Origin of the sequence: Saccharomonospora sp. NPDC046836 (genome assembly GCF_040645195.1) — a bacterium.
In the GTDB taxonomy this organism is placed as follows: Bacteria; Actinomycetota; Actinomycetes; order Mycobacteriales; family Pseudonocardiaceae; genus Prauserella_A.
Genome location: NZ_JBEYXW010000003.1, coordinates 163061 through 180387, shown reverse-complemented (window position 1 = coordinate 180387; position 17327 = coordinate 163061). Strand labels below are relative to the sequence as shown.

The 17327-nt window shown below is 67.5% G+C and carries 10 protein-coding genes and 1 tRNA gene; 8 read left to right on the top strand and 3 right to left on the bottom strand.

The features are described from left to right. The first annotated feature begins 40 nt into the window (after nt 1-40). Nucleotides 41-5464, top strand: a complete 5424-nt coding sequence (locus tag ABZ863_RS05980; protein WP_358531554.1) for a type I polyketide synthase — start codon at nt 41-43, stop codon at nt 5462-5464. A gap of 214 nt (nt 5465-5678) precedes the next feature. Here ABZ863_RS05980 and ABZ863_RS05975 read toward each other — a convergent pair. Next, nucleotides 5679-5751 (bottom strand) — tRNA-Arg (locus tag ABZ863_RS05975). 191 nt (nt 5752-5942) lie between these two features. Here ABZ863_RS05975 and ABZ863_RS05970 point away from each other — a divergent pair. Then, nucleotides 5943-6869, top strand: coding sequence for a cation diffusion facilitator family transporter (locus ABZ863_RS05970; RefSeq protein WP_358531552.1), 927 nt, complete (start codon nt 5943-5945; stop codon nt 6867-6869). A 4-nt stretch (nt 6870-6873) separates the two neighbouring features. On the opposite strand, the gene ABZ863_RS05965 is transcribed toward ABZ863_RS05970, so the two are convergent. Continuing rightward, nucleotides 6874-7566, bottom strand: coding sequence for a DUF305 domain-containing protein (locus ABZ863_RS05965; RefSeq protein WP_358531550.1), 693 nt, complete (start codon nt 7564-7566; stop codon nt 6874-6876). Nucleotides 7567-7579: 13 nt separating this feature from the next. Further along, on the bottom strand, nt 7580-8401 hold the full coding sequence (locus ABZ863_RS05960) for a DUF3105 domain-containing protein (protein ID WP_358531548.1): 822 nt from the start codon (nt 8399-8401) through the stop codon (nt 7580-7582). 144 nt (nt 8402-8545) lie between these two features. Between ABZ863_RS05960 and argS the strand changes: the two genes are divergently transcribed. The 6 genes from argS (at nt 8546) to rho (ending at nt 17233) form a co-directional block, all read left to right on the top strand. Next, a complete protein-coding gene (argS, locus tag ABZ863_RS05955; RefSeq protein WP_358531547.1) occupies nt 8546-10201 on the top strand; it encodes an arginine--tRNA ligase in 1656 nt (551 codons plus the stop codon). A gap of 9 nt (nt 10202-10210) precedes the next feature. Continuing rightward, a complete protein-coding gene (gene lysA, locus ABZ863_RS05950) occupies nt 10211-11650 on the top strand; it encodes a diaminopimelate decarboxylase (RefSeq protein WP_358531546.1) in 1440 nt (479 codons plus the stop codon). Nucleotides 11651-11720: 70 nt separating this feature from the next. After that, a complete protein-coding gene (locus ABZ863_RS05945) occupies nt 11721-13034 on the top strand; it encodes a homoserine dehydrogenase (RefSeq protein ID WP_358531544.1) in 1314 nt (437 codons plus the stop codon). Nucleotides 13035-13039: 5 nt separating this feature from the next. After that, entirely contained in the window at nt 13040-14113 is a 1074-nt protein-coding gene (gene thrC / locus ABZ863_RS05940; RefSeq protein ID WP_358531542.1) for a threonine synthase, read from the top strand. Then, nucleotides 14110-14988: a homoserine kinase gene (thrB, locus tag ABZ863_RS05935; protein ID WP_358531540.1), complete on the top strand. Its 879-nt coding sequence runs from the start codon at nt 14110-14112 to the stop codon at nt 14986-14988. The genes thrC and thrB overlap by 4 nt, the downstream gene beginning before the upstream one ends. Nucleotides 14989-15331: 343 nt before the next feature. After that, a complete protein-coding gene (rho, locus tag ABZ863_RS05930) occupies nt 15332-17233 on the top strand; it encodes a transcription termination factor Rho (RefSeq protein WP_358531538.1) in 1902 nt (633 codons plus the stop codon). Nucleotides 17234-17327 lie beyond the last annotated feature (94 nt).

Below are 17327 nucleotides of genomic sequence, written 5' to 3'. Positions count from 1 at the left end.
GTCATCTGCCATATGTGCCATCTGGGCGGGAGCGACCAAAGTGGACCAGGCGAGTCAGTCACGCCGGACAGAGCCGATTGCGATCGTCGGAGTCGGATGCCGGTTTCCGGGCGGCGTGCGCTCGGCCGACGACCTGTGGGATCTCGTCGTTAACGAGCGGGAGGCACTGACCGAGTTCCCGGAGAACCGCGGCTGGGACACCGAGAGTCTGTACCACCCTGATCCCGGAAACCACGGTACGAGCTACCTCAAAGTCGGCGGCTTCGTCCACGACGTCGACCTGTTCGACGCTGGCTTCTTCGGAATCGGCCCGCGCGAAGCAACGGCCATGGACCCGCAGCAGCGGCTGCTGCTGGAGATCACATGGGAGGCCCTGGAGAACGCGGCCATCGATCCGCATTCTCTGCGCGGCACGCCGGGCGCGGTCTTCGTCGGAATAGCCCACCAGGACTACGGTCCGCGCTGGCACCAGGCACCCCAGGAGGTCGCCGGTCAGGTGCTCACGGGCACAGTAATAGCTGTGGCGTCCGGCCGGATTGCCCATACGCTCGGCATTGAAGGTCCGGCTGTCACCCTGGACACGGCCTGTTCGTCGTCGCTGACAACTATTCATCTCGCCTGCCAGTCGCTCCGGGCCGGGGAATGCTCGGTGGCGCTTGCCGGCGGAGCCACGGTCTTGGCAACGCCCGGAGCCTTCATTGAGTTCAGCCCGAAACGTGCGCTGTCATCAGATGGTCGTTGCAAGCCGTTCTCTTCCGATGCTGATGGACTTGTATGGGCTGAGGGCGCGGGGATGCTCGTGCTGGAACGTCTGGATGACGCGCGGCGCAACGGCCATCCAGTACTGGCGCTCGTGCGTGGCACGGCGGTCAACCACGACGGTGTCGCCAGCGGCCTCACCACACCCAGCGAGGCAGCGCAGGTGCGGGTCATCAGAAGAGTGCTCGATAACGCTGGGCTCGAACCGCAGGATGTCGATGCCGTCGAGACGCACGGCACTGGCACCAAACTCGGGGATCCCATCGAGGCCCGTGCCTTGCTCCAGGCTTATGGGCAGGACCGCGATCCCAATCGTCCACTGTGGATAGGATCGGTGAAGTCCAATATCGGGCACACCGCGGCGGCCGCTGGGGTTGCCGGCGTGATCAAAATGATCGCCGCGATGGATCACGGCGTACTGCCTTGCTCCTTGCATGTGCGGGAGCCCAATAAGCGGGTGGACTGGACGGGCGGGGTCGAGGTATTGGCGGGTGCGAGGCCCTGGCCGGAGCTTGATCGACCACGGCGAACTGGAGTCTCCGCGTTCGGCATCGGGGGCACCAATGCACATGTTGTCCTCGAACAGGCCCCAGCGGAAGCGCCAGCGCCGATCGCGGACATCACGGTGAGCGATTTGATGTTCGCATTATCTGCACGCAGCGAGGTCGCACTCCGGGCTCAGGCCGCGAACCTGCACGAGTATCTCCGGGCGCGACCGGAAACGGTATTGGCTGACGTCAGTCGTACGCTTGCAGGTCGCAGCCAATTCGAGCATCGATCGGTCCTGCTTGCTGACGACCGCGATGAGTTCATGTCCGGACTGCGGGCACTCGCGGCGGGGAAAGCACACCCCGCGGTGAGCAAAGGAATGGTGAAGTCTTTCTCGCGGACTCGATCGGCGTTGAACAAGCGGTTCACGCACGATGTCGAACGTCGAACGGGTCCCGGATTAGCGATGCTCTTCACCGGACAGGGCAGTCAGCGGGCGGGGATGGGACGAGAGCTCTACTCCGCGAACCCAGTTTTCCGGAAGGCTTTCGACGAAGTCACCGCGATTTTCGATGAACTGCTGCCATTCCCATTGCGGCCCATAATCTTCGCTGACGAAGGATCGCTCGAGGAGCAGAAACTGCATCGGGCAGATTTCGCCCAACCAGCGCTGTTCTCCTTGGGGATCGCACTCTATCGCGCGATCCTTGATTGGGGCCTCGTCCCCGACGTCCTTTTCGGACATTCTTTTGGTGAGCTGATCGCGGCGCGGGCAGCGGGCGTCTGGTCGCTTCAAGACGCGTGTGCTCTGGTTGTCGAACGCGGGCGGCTGATGCACTCAGCGCGCTCTGATGGGACGATGATCTCGATCCAGGCCAGCGAACAGGAGATCCTTCCGTCGCTTGAACGCTGGGCAGACAACGTGTCCCTTGCTGTCGTGAACGGCCCGGCTTCGGTGGTTGTTTCCGGTGACCGAGATGCGGCTGCGCGGATCGCTGAAATCTGGCGAATGCATGGACGCAAGACGACTCGGCTCAAGGTTGCCTGTGCGGCTCACTCACCGCACATGGACGAGTTGATGGAGCCACTCCGTACGAAACTTGAGAGCCTCACGTTCCGTCCTCCGGAGATCCCGATTGTCTCCAGCGTGACCGGTGACATCGTGGCGGCTGAGCAACTGTGTTCCCCGGACTACTGGGTGCGCCAGCTCCGTCAGGCGGTGCGGTTCCACGACGCCGTTAGATACATGAATGACCTTGGCATCAGTGAGTATCTCGAACTCGGAGCGGATCCGGTGCTGACCTCGGCTGCCAAAGAATCGCTGGCTGACCGAGACCACAATGAGCCGCGCCTGGTCGCCACACTGCGTGCGGGGCAATCCGAACGCGACACCGTGCGGCGTGTCATCGCCGAACTTCAGGTGCACGGAGCCCCGGTGGACCTCGATGCGGCGACGCGCGACGTCGGTGCCCGCACCATCGCCTTGCCGACTTATCCGTTTCAGGGACAACGATTCTGGTTGACACAGTCCGGCTTGTCCGCTGATGACCGCTCGCCTATGGCGACGGAGTCGTGGCGGTATGAGGAGATCTGGCGCCCCATATCCTTGGTTGACGCGCGGCTGGCCCGGGCTGAATTGTCCGGCCGCTGGCTGATTGCGGTCACCGGGAGGCTAGCCGGAAGCGAGCTTGCGGACACTGTGATGAGGAGTATGACCGCGGCCGGTGTCGAGGTCTGTCTTCTTCCGATCGATGACAGCGCCGCCGATCGTGCGTCTGTGGCGGTAGCTCTGCGGGAGCTGGACGTGAATGAGCGTCCACAGGGGATAGTGTCGTTACTCGCTGTCGATGACTTGCCCGACGAACGACGGAAGGCTGTCGACGGTGGACTGACGGCGACGCTGGCGCTGGCCCAGGCCGCGTCGGATGTCGGGCTGCGGGTGCCGATTTGGTGTGTCACTCGCGGGGCAGTTCAGGTCGACGACTTTGATGAACCACCGGCACCGGTTCGTTCCATGTTGTGGGGTTTGGTGCGCACGGGTGCGCTGGAGGAGCCTGAACTATGGGGTGGCCTGGTGGACCTTCCCCGCCACCCGAACGAGTCGACCTTCCAGCAGTTATGTGATCTGCTCCGTGACCGGCGTGGCGAGTTCGACATCGCACTCCGAGCCGACGGGACGTATGCGCGGCGGATAGTGAAGGTGACCCGGCAGCAGCCAACACGGGTTTGGCGGCCCCGAGGAACAGTGCTCGTCACCGGAGGAAGCGGTGCGCTGGGCGGCTACGCGGCCCGCTGGCTCGCCCGGCACGGCGCCGAACACGTCGTGCTGGCTAGCCGAAGTGGCAAGAGCGCACCTGGTATCGCCGAATTAGAGGCGGCGCTCGAGACATTAGGCGTCAGGGTGACGATTGCAACCTGTGACGTGTCCAAGCGAGCTGACGTCGCCGCCTTGCTCGCCGGGCTGGACGAGGCACCCCGGGCGGTTGTGCACACCGCAGGGGTGCCCGGCACACCGACGCGGCTGCTCGATTTGGAACCCGCCGAGATTGGCAGGGTCGCGGCAGGCAAGGTGCTCGGTGCGATGAATCTGGATTCGTTACTGGACAACGATTCCCTTGAGGTGTTCCTGCTTTTTTCGTCGATGTCGGCTGTGGTCGGCGCGAAGGGGTTGGCCGCGTACTCGGCGGCCAATGCCTACCTGGATGGTCTCGCACGCGAGCGCCGGGCTCGCGGGAACGCCGCTACGGCGATCGCCTTCGGAATGTGGGGTGATGGCGGGATGGCCGCCGACACCTCATCCGAGACCAGCCTGTCTCGAGGCGGCATGATCGCCATGGCACCACGTATGGTGACAGCGGCTATGTGGGATATCGTTTCCGGCGGTGCGACCGCGCGAATCCTCGCTGATGTCGACTGGCCCAGGTTCAGTTCAACCCTTCAACTTCAACGTGCTACCAAGCTGTTCGATGAGGTGACCGAGCGGCCGGTACTTGTCGCTTCGCCAAGTGAATCCGACCGCGGGCGCGGGCCGGCACTCGCTGAACTTGATGACGACGACCGCTACCGGGCGCTCCTGGAGCAGATCCGTGGTAAGGCCGCGACAGTGCTAGGGTATTCCTCGGCGTCTGAAGTGGACTCGAAGGCCAATTTCGCCGAACTGGGATTTGATTCGCTGGCCTTTGTGGATCTTTCGACAAGCCTGGGCCGATCTACAGGCTTGAAGCTGCCGGCCAAGGTGGTCTATGACCATCCGACCGCGGCGGAACTCGCAACCCACCTCAATTCACAGTTCCGGCAGGGGTCGGCGATGGCCCGGCCAACTGCGGACAGTGAACGCGGGACGATCTCCCGGCCCGGCGGCGGAATCCGCGACCTGTACCGAAATGCCTGTGCTCAGGAAATGCTCCCACAGGGGTTCGCGTTGCTCGCCGCTGCGGCCGCACTACGCGAAACCTTCGACGCGGCGAACGTACGTAGCCGCGCTAATCCCGCTGAGCCGGTGTTGCTGACCGAGGGAGCTTCCAGGCTCGGGCTGGTATGCGTGCCGCCGGTTGTCGCCCCCAGCGGCGCGCAGAACTACCTACCCTTGGCTCGCCACCTCGACGGCCGCAGCGATGTCTATGTGCTTCCACATCCGGGATTCGGTGACACCGGCCCCGTACCGTCCACTGTAGATGCGCTGTTCGAGTACCATCTCGAAACGCTTATCCGGCATTTCGCCGATCGGCCTATTGTGCTGGCCGGCTACTCGTCTGGTGGCTGGGTCAGCCACGGACTGGCCACACACGCCGAGACTCATGGAATCGACGTACGGTCCGTTGTCCTGCTGGACTCACCGAGGGCGGGCACGGAACTCGCCCACGCCTTTGGCGCGTTCCTGCCGCTGATGGCTGCTGACGATCATCTTTTCCAGCAGATGACAGACGAACAGCTCACGGCGATGTCCGCCTATGGCGAACTCGCACTGCACTGGAAGCCCGAACCGGTACGCGCGCCGGTCCTGCTGGCTCGCGCGACCGACCGAGTCGCGGAGCTGCCCGCGTTCGCCAGCGAGTTCACCGACGACGGTTGGCGGGCCATGTGGGACGTTGAAGAACTGGCGCCAGTTATCCGGATACCCGGTGATCACTTGTCGATCATGAACGAGAACGCGGCCGAGACCGCGAAGTTTCTCGTCGAAACCATCGCCAGGGCGGACAGTTCGGTCGCCACATGAACGTCAGGTAGTAGTGGCCGTTGATACTTGTGCGCGCTCGAGGTTGCGCGCTCGTCCACGTTGCTCGAGTCGGCAGCTTTCGTCAGCGTGGCCGGGCATTGGCCGCGAATGGCCGTAGAACCCCGTGCTGGCTGGACACCGCCGGACAACAGAAAGAGCCGCGCCGACCGGCATATGTGCTGGTCGACGCGGCTTTATGCGCTTCAACTGTGGGCGCCCTTGGCAGGATTCGAACCTGCGACACCTGCCTCCGGAGGGCAGTGCTCTATCCCCTGAGCTACAAGGGCCCGCCGCTTTCGCGACCCGTGAAGCTTAGCGCATGCCCCGTGAAGGTCGGAGCGGCGGGTCGGCTCACGGTATGCGACACGGGGGCGTCGGCAGTACCGTATGCGAGGTTAGGCTCACCTGTATTGCACTTATGCGCATGTGACTATATGTTGCTGGAGGCCGGCAGGGGCCGGGGAAGGAGGCGACGTACATGGGGCAGGGACATGGGCATGGGCATGTGGACACCGCACGTGCGGGCAGCGCATCAGGCCGTTACGTGCGCAGGCTCGGGGCAGCGCTGGCGATCGGCGCCGCGTTCATGCTGCTGCAGTTCGCCGTCGGGTTCGCGACATCCTCGCTCGCGCTGATCTCCGACGCCTCGCACATGCTCACCGACGTGGTGGGCGTGGCGATGGCGCTGACCGCCGTGCTGCTGGCTCGTCGCAGCGGGCCGACCCACACCCGCACGTTCGGCCTGTACCGGGCCGAGGTCCTCGCCGCGCTCGGCAACGTGCTCCTGCTCTTCGGCGTCGCCGTGTACGTCACCTACGAGGCCCTTGCCCGGATCAGCGAGCCGCCCGAGGTGCCAGGGGTGCCCGTCCTGCTCGCCGGACTCGCAGGCCTGGCCGCCAACCTCGTCGCGTTCTTCCTGCTGCGTTCCGGTGCCAAGGAGAGCATCAACATGCGGGGCGCCTACCTCGAGGTACTCGCCGACCTGGTCGGCTCGGTGGGTGTGCTCATCAGCGCTGTCATCACGCTGACAACCGGCTGGCGCTACGCCGACCCGATCATCGGCGTCGCCATCGGCCTGTGGGTGCTGCCCAGGGCCGTCTCACTGGCGAGGCGCACCCTGCGGATCCTCTTCCAGCACGCCCCACATGGCGTCGACGTCGCCCAGCTGAACAAGGAGCTCGGCGAGCTCGACGGCGTGGAGGACGTGCACGACCTGCATGTCTGGACGCTCACCTCGGGCATGGAGGTCGCCTCGGCGCACCTCACCGTCGGCCCCGATGCCGAGTCCTCGGAGGTACTGGCCGCCGCGCAGAAGCTGTTCGCGACCGGATACTCGATCGAGCACGCGACTCTGCAGATCGAGGCCCGCGAGTCGGCGCGAAGGTGTGAAGAGCTGTCCTGGTGAGTCGTCAGGGATACGGCAGCGGTTCGGCGCCCCGCTCGCGGAGCAGTTGGCGCATCTGGACCATCTCCGGGCCCTGCGAGTCGAGGATGCTCTTCGCGAGCGTGCGGACCGCACCCACCGACGCGTGGTCGTAGGCGTACTGCGCCATGTCGGTGCCGCCCTGGTGATGGCGCAGCATCAGCTGCAGGAAGTAGACGTCCAGCTCCTTGCCGGACAGCGAGCGCAGCCTGGACAGCTCAGCCGTGGTGGCCATGCCAGGCATCGCGGCGCTGCCGCCGGAGGAGCTCATGGCGTGGTGCCCCCCGGCCTGGGTCATCCACGTCATGTACTCACCGAGTGGCTGCTCTGACTGCTGCCACAGCATGAGCCAGCCCTTCATCCGGCCGACCTGCTCGGTCTGAGTGCTGCCGATGTCGAAGCCCAGCTGCGCGATCGCCGGATCGGTGCTGTGTTCACGAGCCCAGTTGGCCATCGTGACGGCCTGCAGGTGGTGCACCGACATGTCCTGTGCGAAACCGACCTCGACCGACCCGGCACCAGGTGTGGTCTGCGGCTGCTCGGTGGTGGTCGGTGCGAGCAGCATCCCGATCGTCGCGCCGATCAGCAGCACCGCGAACGTCGCGGCGCCGAAGATCACCACGCGGGGCCAGTGCGGGGACCGGAACTCGATGTCCTCGTCGGTGTCGGGCGTTGGCATGGCTTCCGGTGCTCTACTGGGTGGGCTGGCCACTCGTCGACTGGTCCTGCTGGGTGCCTTCGGTGCCCTGGTAGTCCATCGGCTTGGCGTCCGGACCCGGCTGCGTGGAGTCGAACGGCGGCGGGTTGTCCACGTCGAACCGGCCGGGGCCGAGCGCGTCACATGAGGCGCCGACCTCGGGGTAGGTGTTCGGGTTGGTCCGCAGCGCCGCGATGAACTGGTCGATGCGCGCGTCGTCGGCATTGTCGAGCTTGAGCTGGTGGCCCCACGACTGCAAGGAGATGGGGGAGTCCAGACCCGGGTAGGGCGACATCATGAGGAACGGCTTGTTCTCGACGCGCACCTTAAGCGAGTCCAGTGCCTCCCCGGTCACCCGCTGTGGGTTGTAGGCGATCCACACGGCGCCGTGTTCGAGCGAGTGCACCATGTTCTCGGTGCGGACGGCGTTGGGGTAGACCACACCGTTGCAGGCGGCCCAGAAACCGTCGTGCGGGCCGCCGAATGACGGGGTCTTGTCGTAGGCGACCCGCTCGGTCGGCAGCACGTGCGCACCGCCGCCGTACTCTGCGGTGACCACGCCCTCGATGTTCTTCGACGGGTCGGGGTTCTGCTCGGACGGGGCGAACGACGCGGCCGCTTCCTCACGGCCACGCTGGGCGCGGGTGTCGCTCGAAGCCACGTAGTAGTAGCCGAAGACGCCGATGGCGAGCAGCAAGATGGCGACGACCGAGATGATCGTGCCCCAGGGTGGCCCCTTCTTGCTGACGACCGAACCACGTGCTGCCTTCACGGCACTCTTGCCGGAGTTGCCCTTTTTCTTCGTGCCGTTCGCCATGGCTCCTGTTTTCCGTCGCCGAACAGTACTGGGTGTGCAGTGTAAGGACCTCCCTGTAAGGGCTGCGTAGCACCTGCCCTCCAGGCGTTTCGGGCCTGCCGGGTGGTGACTCAGCGTCGCCGTGCCCGGCCGTACACTCGGCTGGTGACTCCCTCCGCCCTTGCTGACCTCGTGCGTTCCTCCGCCGTCCAGGTGCTGTCGGCCCGTGGCCTCGACCACAGCGTCCTGCCGGAACAGGTCACGGTGGAGCGACCCCGAAACCGCGAGCACGGGGACTACGCCACGAACGTGGCACTGCAGGTGGCGAAGAAGGTCGGCATGAAACCGCGGGAGCTGGCCGAGGCGCTCGCCGAGGTACTGGCGACGGCAGACGGTGTGGCCGGCGTGGAGGTGGCCGGCCCCGGTTTCCTGAACCTGCGGCTCGCCGCGGACGCGCAGGGCCAGCTGCTGAGCCGTGTGCTCAGCGAAGGCGAGGCGTACGGCAGTGGCACCGCGCTGACCGGCAAGAAGATCAACCTCGAGTTCGTCTCCGCGAACCCGACGGGCCCGATCCACCTCGGCGGGACCCGCTGGGCCGCGGTCGGCGACGCGCTCGGCAGGCTACTCGGTGCGCAGGGCGCCGAGGTGACCCGCGAGTACTACTTCAACGACGCCGGCGCCCAGATCGACCGGTTCGTCCGGTCACTCATCGCCGCCGCGCAGGGTGAGCCCGCGCCGGAGGACGGCTACGCCGGCTCCTACATCAACGACATCGCCGCCGAGGTCATCCGCAAGGAACCCAGCGCGCTGGCCAAACCCGAGCAGGAGCGGCAGGAGCTGTTCCGCCGCATCGGTGTCGGGCTCATGTTCGAGGAGATCAAGAAGAGCCTGCACGACTTCGGCACGGACTTCGACGTCTACTTCCACGAGGACTCGCTGCACAGCTCCGGCGCCGTGGACGCCGTCGTCGCCGAGCTCAAGGAGTCGGGCAGCCTCTACTTCGCCGACAACGCCTGGTGGCTGCGTTCGACGGACCAGGGCGACGACAAGGACCGGGTGGTCATCAAGAGCGACGGCACCCCCGCCTACATCGCGGGCGACCTCGCCTACCTGCGCGACAAGATCGAGCGTGGGTTCGACCTGTGCATCTACATGCTCGGCGCCGACCACCACGGCTACGTCGCCAGGCTGAAGGCCGCGGCCACCGCGATGGGACACAGCCCGGATGTGGTCGAGGTGCTCATCGGCCAGATGGTGAACCTGGTCAGCGACGGCAAGCCGGTGCGGATGAGCAAGCGTGCGGGCACCGTGGTGACGATGGAGGACCTGGTCGAGACGGTCGGTGTCGACGCCGCCAGGTACGAGCTCACGCGGTACTCGGTGGACTCCAGCCTCGACATCGACCTCGACCTGCTGCGCAAGCACACCAACGAGAACCCGGTGTACTACGTGCAGTACGCGCACGCGCGCCTCGCCTCGTTGCGGCGCAACGCGGCCGAACTCGAGATAGAGCCGTCGTCCGACGCCGATCTCAGCCTGCTCACCCAGCCGAGGGAAGGCGAGTTGATCCGGACGATCGGCGAGTTTCCCTCGGTGCTCAAGAAGGCGGCGGAGCTGCGCGAACCGCACCGCGTCGCCCGCTACCTGGAGTCCCTCGCGTCGGCGTATCACAAGTTCTACGACGCGGTCCGGATTCTGCCGCAGGGCGATGAGGAGGCGACCCCGCTGACCCACGCCCGCCTGGCGTTGTGCGATGCCGCGCGCCAGGTGTTCGCGAACGGACTTTCCCTGCTCGGGGTCTCCGCCCCGGAACGGATGTAGTGATCTGCCATGTGTGCACACCCCGCCGGGCCACGGCACGCCGAGGTATACCCGCACGCCGACCAGGCCGGGTTCCCACCGTCCACAGCGGACGAGCTGGACCGGCTCTACCCGAAGGTCTGGCCACGTAACACCTACCGCGCCCCGGACGGCGTCGTGCGGATCGCCGGTGTCGACGTGCGGGAGCTGGCCCGCACCTACGGCACGCCGCTGTTCGTCGTCGACGAGGCCGACTTCAAGTCGCGCTGCGCGGAGTACGCCGAGGCGTTCGACGATCCCGCACTCGTGCACTACGCCTCCAAGGCGTTCCTGTGCACCGAGATCGCGCGCTGGGTCGCCGCGCAGGGGCTGAGCCTCGACGTCTGCAGCGGTGGCGAGCTGGCGATCGCCCAGCGTGCCGATTTCCCGCCGGAGCGCATCACCTTCCACGGCAACAACAAGTCCGTCGCGGAGCTCGAGGCGGCCGTCGAGGCCGGTGTCGGCACGATCGTGCTGGACTCGTTCTACGAGATCGCCCGCCTGGCCGACGTCGCGGCACGGCACGAGGTCGTGCAGCCGGTCCTCGTCCGCGTGACGGTGGGGGTCGAGGCGCACACGCACGAGTTCATCGCGACCGCGCACGAGGACCAGAAGTTCGGCTTCTCACTCGCCTCGGGCGATGCGGCCGAGGCGGTGCGCAGGGTGCTCAATGCGCCATCACTGCGGCTGGTCGGCCTGCACAGTCACATCGGCTCGCAGATCTTCGACGCCGACGGGTTCGAGGTCGCCGCCCGCCGCGTCATCGGCCTGCTCGCCGAGCTGCGCAAGGACCACGGTGCCGAGGCGCTGGCCGATCTGTCCACTGTGGATCTCGGCGGTGGTTTCGGCATCGCCTACACCGACCGGGACAACCCGCCGCCGCCCGCCCAGCTGGTGACCCAGATCCGCGAGATCGTGCGCAAGGAATGCGCGTTCGCCGACCTGCCGGAACCGCGGATCGCGGGCGAACCGGGCCGCGCGATCGCTGGGCCGGGCACCGTGACGCTGTATGAGGTCGGCACCATCAAGGACGTCGCGCTCGGCGACGACACCATGCGTCGCTACGTCAGCGTCGACGGCGGGATGAGCGACAACATCCGGACCGCGCTCTACGACGCGGCCTACGACGTCCGGCTCGTGTCGCGGGCCAGTGACGACGGGCAGCCGCAGCCGGTTCCGGCCGTGCTGTCCCGAGTCGTGGGAAAGCACTGTGAGTCCGGTGACATCGTGGTCCGCGACTGCTGGTTGCCCGACACTCTTGCTCCTGGCGACCTGCTCGCCGTCGCGGCGACCGGCGCGTACTGCTACTCGATGGCCAGCAACTACAACCGGCAGCCGCGGCCGGCGGTGGTCGCTGTCCGCAACGGCAGCCACCGGTTGCTGCTGCGCAGGGAGACGAACGAGGACATGCTGCGTCTGGAGGTGTCGTGAGCGATAATTGCGGAGCCTCCGCTCACGTAAGCCGATCGGGTGCGGGCGTCCCGCAGGGCAGGGAGGTGTCGTGAGCGTCAACACGCTTGATGGGCGTACCGTCCGGGTCGCGCTCCTCGGCTGTGGCACGGTCGGCAGCGAGGTCACCCGCATGCTGATCGATGACGCCGACGAGCTGGCTGCGCGGGTCGGGGCGCCGGTCGAGCTGGCCGGCATCGCGGTGCGCCGTCCCGCCAAGCATCCCGAGCTTCCCCAGCACCTGCTGACGGCCGACGCAGGCGAGCTGGTCGAGTCCGATGTGGACGTGGTCGTCGAGCTGATCGGCGGCATCGAGCCGGTGCGTGGCTGGCTGCTCACCGCGCTACGCAAGGGAAAGTCGGTCGTCACCGGGAACAAGGCGCTGCTCTCCGAGTACGCGGCCGAGCTGTCGGAGGCCGCCGACACCTCCGGTGCGGACCTCTACTACGAGGCCGCGGTCGCGGGTGCCATCCCGCTGCTGCGCCCGCTGCGGGAGTCACTTGCCGGTGACCGCATCACACGCGTGATGGGAATCGTCAACGGCACCACCAACTTCATTCTGTCCGCAATGGACTCCACCGGCGCTGGTTACGTCGAGACGCTCGACGAGGCGACGCGCCTCGGCTATGCGGAGGCGGACCCGACCGCTGACGTCGACGGCTACGACGCAGCGGCGAAGGCGGCGATCCTTGCGTCGCTTGCGTTCCACAGCCGCGTCACGGCAGCCGACGTGCACCGCGAGGGCATCGCCGGGATCACCGCCTCGGACATCGCGGCCGCCGGGTTGCTGAGCCGGACCGTGAAGCTGCTGGCCATCTGCGAGCGGGTGACCGCGGATGACGGCACCGAGTCTGTGTCGGCGCGCGTGCACCCGGTGATGATCCCGCGCAGTCACCAGCTCGCCGGGGTCAGCGGTGCCTTCAACGCCGTCTACGTCGAGGCGGAGGCCGCCGGTCAGCTGATGTTCTACGGGCAGGGCGCCGGTGGCGCGCCGACGGCGAGCGCGGTACTGGGTGACCTCGTCGCCGCCGCCCGCAACCGGGTCGTCGGCGGGCGCGGTCCGCGCGAGTCCGCGCACGCCGCGCTGCCCGTGCGCCCGATGGGACAGACGCCGACGCGCTACCACATCAGCCTCGATGTGGCCGACCGCCCGGGCGTGCTCGCCCAGGTGGCGCAGGTGTTCGCCGTCCACGGGGTCAGCATCGCCGCGGTGCGGCAGCGTGACCGGCTTGCCACGGCGAGCCTGGTCATCGTCACGCACCTGGCGCCGGACGCGGCTCTGCAGGCCACTGTGGACGAGATCAGCAAGCTGGACGTGGTGCGTGAGGTGGTCAGCGTCATGCGGGTGGAAGGCGAGGATTCGTGACTCTGGTGAACGCTGCGGGTAGCACGCCGGGCTGGCCCGGGATCATCCACGCCTACTCGGCGCGCATCGCGATCCCGGACGGCGCCGAGGTCGTCACGCTGGGGGAGGGCAACACACCGCTGCTCCTGGCTCCGCACCTGTCCGAGCTCACCGGCTCCACCGTCTATCTCAAGGTCGAGGGTGCCAATCCCACCGGCTCGTTCAAGGACCGCGGGATGACGCTGGCGATCACGCACGCGCTTGCCAGCGGCCTGCAGGCGGTGATCTGCGCATCGACAGGCAACACCTCTGCCTCCGCATCCGCCTACGCCGCGCGGGCCGGTCTGACTTCCGCGGTACTCATCCCGCAGGGCAAGATCGCGATGGGCAAGCTCGCGCAGGCGATCCTGCACGGCGCCCGCATCCTGCAGATCGACGGCAACTTCGACGACTGCCTCGAACTGGCCCGCAAGACCGCCGCCGACTACCCGGTCACGCTCGTCAACTCCGTCAACCCGGTGCGGCTGGTGGGACAGAAGACCGCGGCGTGGGAGATCTGCGACGTGCTCGGCAGCGCCCCGGACATCCACTGCCTTCCGGTCGGCAATGCGGGCAACATCACCGCCTACTGGGCGGGCTACACCGAGTACGCCGCCGACGGTGTGGTGGAGAACACGCCACGTATGTTCGGCTTCCAGGCCGCCGGCGCGGCGCCGCTCGTGCACGGCGAGCCGGTGCAGGCGCCCGAGACCATCGCGACCGCGATCCGCATCGGCAGTCCCGCGTCGTGGGACGGCGCCGTCAAGGCGCGCGACGCCAGCGGCGGCCTGTTCGAGGCGGTCACCGACGAGCAGATCCTCGCGGCGTACCGGCTGCTCGCGCGCCACGAAGGCGTGTTCGTCGAGCCGGCTTCGGCCACCAGCGTCGCGGGCCTCCTGCTGACCGCGGCCGACGGCCGCATCCCGCGCGGCTCCACCGTTGTGTGCACGGTGACGGGGCACGGCCTCAAGGACCCGGCGACGGCTTTGGAGGGCAACGTCGAGGTCGAGCCTCTCGCTGTTGACCCCCGCGCTGTGGCCTCCGCACTCGAACTCTCATGAAGCTCACGGTCACCGTGCCGGCTTCCACGGCGAACCTCGGTCCCGGGTTCGACGCCTTCGGCCTGGCGCTCGGTCTGCACGACGTCGTGGAGGTCGAGGTCACCGACTCCGGGCTGAAGGTCGAGGTCATCGACGCCGGTGGCGGTGACATGGCGGACGTGCCGACCGATGAGCGGCACCTGGTGGTGCGTGCCTTGCGGCGCGCGTGCAGGCACCTCGGCATCGAGGTACCCGGTCTGCACCTGCGCTGCCACAACGCGATCCCGCATTCCCGCGGGCTGGGTTCCTCGGCCGCGGCGGCCGTGGCCGGGATCGCGGCGGGCTACGCGCTGGCCGGGCAGCCGACCGACGAGACGGCGTTGCAGCTCGCCGCCGAGTTCGAGGGGCACGCCGACAACGCCGCCGCGAGCCTGTTCGGCGGGTTCGTGATCGCCTGGGGCGTGGGGGAGCGTTTCCACGCCGAACGGCTGGAGCCGCACGCCGCGATCCGCCCCGTGGTGGCGGTACCCGCGCAGCGCTCGTCGACACACGAGACGAGGGGGCTGCTGCCGGAACGGGTGCCGCTGACCGACGCCGCGTTCAGCGCCGGCCGCGCCGCGCTGGCCGTGCACGCCGTCACCAGTCGGCCAGAGCTGCTGCTCACGGCCACCGAGGACCGATTGCACCAGGACTACCGCGCACCGGCCTACCCGGACACGATGCGGCTGGTGCGCGCGCTGCGTGAACACGGTGTAGCCGCCACGGTGTCCGGTGCGGGCCCTACGGTGCTCGCACTCACCACGACGGGAATACTCCCGCCCGAGGTCGACGTTGCACCTTTCGAGGTAACCGAACTGCCCGTCGACCTGACCGGCGTGAACGTCACCGCCAGGTAGCGGGAGGGGTCGCAATACACCGTGTGTGGCCCACCACAACGGGGGTGGTTGTTGCACCGCGACCTTGGTCGGTCTACCCTCGGGGGCGTTAGGTCACCGTGCACATTCCGCACCCGGTGATGGTCCCGGGATCTTTTCCCGGTCGCATCTTCCGTTCTTTCGACGCGGGTTTCCGGTAGACACGGTGGTCGACCCTAATCCCGTGCAGGCAGCTCCGCTGCTGCGACTCGCATGTCTCAGCCGGATCTCGTGCACCGGGAACTACAACGCCGTCTCGCAATTCGGACGCGGGCGGCGGTCCGCTGGTCCACCTGGAGGCGTGGATCGGTCAGGAAGGACATGTGTGAGCAACACCGATCTTTTGAGCGGCGTGAACGCCCAGGCGACTGCGCCGGGTACCGGGGAGCAGGCGCCGCAGGCCACCAATGGTGAGGCCGCGACGCCGAAACGTCGGCCGGGCGGCCTGTCCGGGATGGTCATCGCCGAGCTGCGCTCGCTGGCGAGCGAGCTGGGCGTAGGCGATACGACGGGGATGCGCAAGGGCGACCTGATCGCCGCGATCCGGGAGCGTCAGGGCAAGACCAAGCGAGGTCGTGGGGCTGCTGCCGACGGCGACACCCTGCCACTCGAGGGCGTTGGTGTCCCCAAGCCCGCCGAGAAGGCGAATCCCGCCCCCGCCGAGCAGGCGGCCGCTCCGGCCGAGAAGCGGCAGCGTTCCCGCGCCAAGCAGGACAGTGAGGCGCCCGCGGACAACCGCGGCGAGGAGGCAGCGCAGCCGGAGGACGGCGGCAGGTCGCCGCGCCGCCGCCGCGGCGCCAGCAGGCCCGCGGGCAGCCCTGATGGCGGTTCGCAGCAGAAGGGCGGCGACGAGGACGCCGGTCAGCAGCGTGGCGAGCAGTCCGGTGAACAGCAGGGCGGCGAGCAGCGCAGGCAGTCGAACGGCAACCCGCGCGGCCAGCAGAACAACAGCAACAACAACGCGGGCCCTGCCCAGGACGACGACGAGCGCGGCGGGCGCCGTGGCCGGCGTTTCCGTGACAGGCGCCGTCGCGGCGGCCGCAGCGAGGGCGGCGGTGGCAACTCCGACACCGAGGTCCGCGAGGACGACGTTCTGCTCCCGGTCGCAGGCATCCTGGACGTGCTGGAGAACTACGCGTTCGTCCGCACCTCGGGCTACCTGCCGGGGCCGAACGACGTGTACGTGTCGCTGTCCCTGGTGCGCAAGCACGGCCTGCGCCGCGGTGACGCGATCACCGGTGCGGTGCGGCAGCCGCGTGAGGGGGAGCAGCAGCGCCAGAAGTTCAACCCACTCGTCCGGGTGGATTCGGTCAACGGGTTGGACACGGAGGTCGCCAAGAAGCGGCCCGAGTTCCACAAGCTGACCCCGCTGTACCCGAACGAGCGCCTGCGCCTGGAAACCACGCCGAACAAGCTGACCACGCGTGTGATCGACCTGGTCATGCCGGTCGGCAAGGGGCAGCGTGCGTTGATCGTCTCGCCGCCGAAGGCCGGTAAGACGACGATCATGCAGGACGTCGCGAACGCGATCAGCACGAACAACCCCGAGTGCCATCTGATGGTCGTGCTCGTCGACGAGCGGCCGGAAGAGGTCACCGACATGCAGCGGTCGGTGAACGGTGAGGTCATCGCCTCGACCTTCGACCGCCCGCCGTCAGACCACACCTCGGTCGCCGAGCTCTCCATCGAGCGCGCCAAGCGTCTCGTGGAGATGGGGCACGACGTGGTCGTCCTGCTCGACTCGATCACCCGGCTCGGCCGCGCCTACAACCTCGCGGCTCCGGCGTCCGGCCGGATCCTCTCCGGTGGTGTCGACTCGACGGCGCTGTTCCCGCCGAAGCGGTTCCTCGGTGCGGCACGCAACATCGAGGACGGCGGTTCGCTCACCATCTTCGCCACGGCGATGGTGGAGACCGGCTCCACGGGTGACACGGTGATCTTCGAGGAGTTCAAGGGCACGGGTAACGCCGAGCTCAAGCTCGACCGCAAGATCGCCGAGCGGCGCGTCTTCCCCGCGGTGGACGTCAACCCGTCCGGCACCCGTAAGGAGGAGCTGCTGCTTCCGCCGGATGAGCTGGCGGTCGTGCACAAGCTGCACCGGGTGCTGCACGCGCTCGACTCGCAGCAGGCGATCGACCTGCTGCTGGACCGGCTGCGCAAGACGAAGACCAACATCGAGTTCCTGATGCAGGTCTCCAAGACCGCACCGGGCAACGAGGTCGACTGAGCCTGCCGGCTCTACGGCGTGAGGAATAGCCGGCGGTCGGGGTGCGTTGTTGGTGGTGCTGCCTGCTCTGGCAGAATCAGCCCGCTGAAGTCCG

What these genes read in the sequence shown, in the direction of transcription:
- ABZ863_RS05970 (WP_358531552.1), top strand. Translation starts at nt 5,943, where the DNA reads ATGGGGCAGGGACATGGGCATGGGCATGTGGACACCGCACGTGCGGGC.
- ABZ863_RS05965 (WP_358531550.1), bottom strand. Translation starts at nt 7,566, where the DNA reads ATGCCAACGCCCGACACCGACGAGGACATCGAGTTCCGGTCCCCGCAC.
- ABZ863_RS05960 (WP_358531548.1), bottom strand. Translation starts at nt 8,401, where the DNA reads ATGGCGAACGGCACGAAGAAAAAGGGCAACTCCGGCAAGAGTGCCGTG.
- lysA (WP_358531546.1), top strand. Translation starts at nt 10,211, where the DNA reads ATGTGTGCACACCCCGCCGGGCCACGGCACGCCGAGGTATACCCGCAC.
- thrB (WP_358531540.1), top strand. Translation starts at nt 14,110, where the DNA reads ATGAAGCTCACGGTCACCGTGCCGGCTTCCACGGCGAACCTCGGTCCC.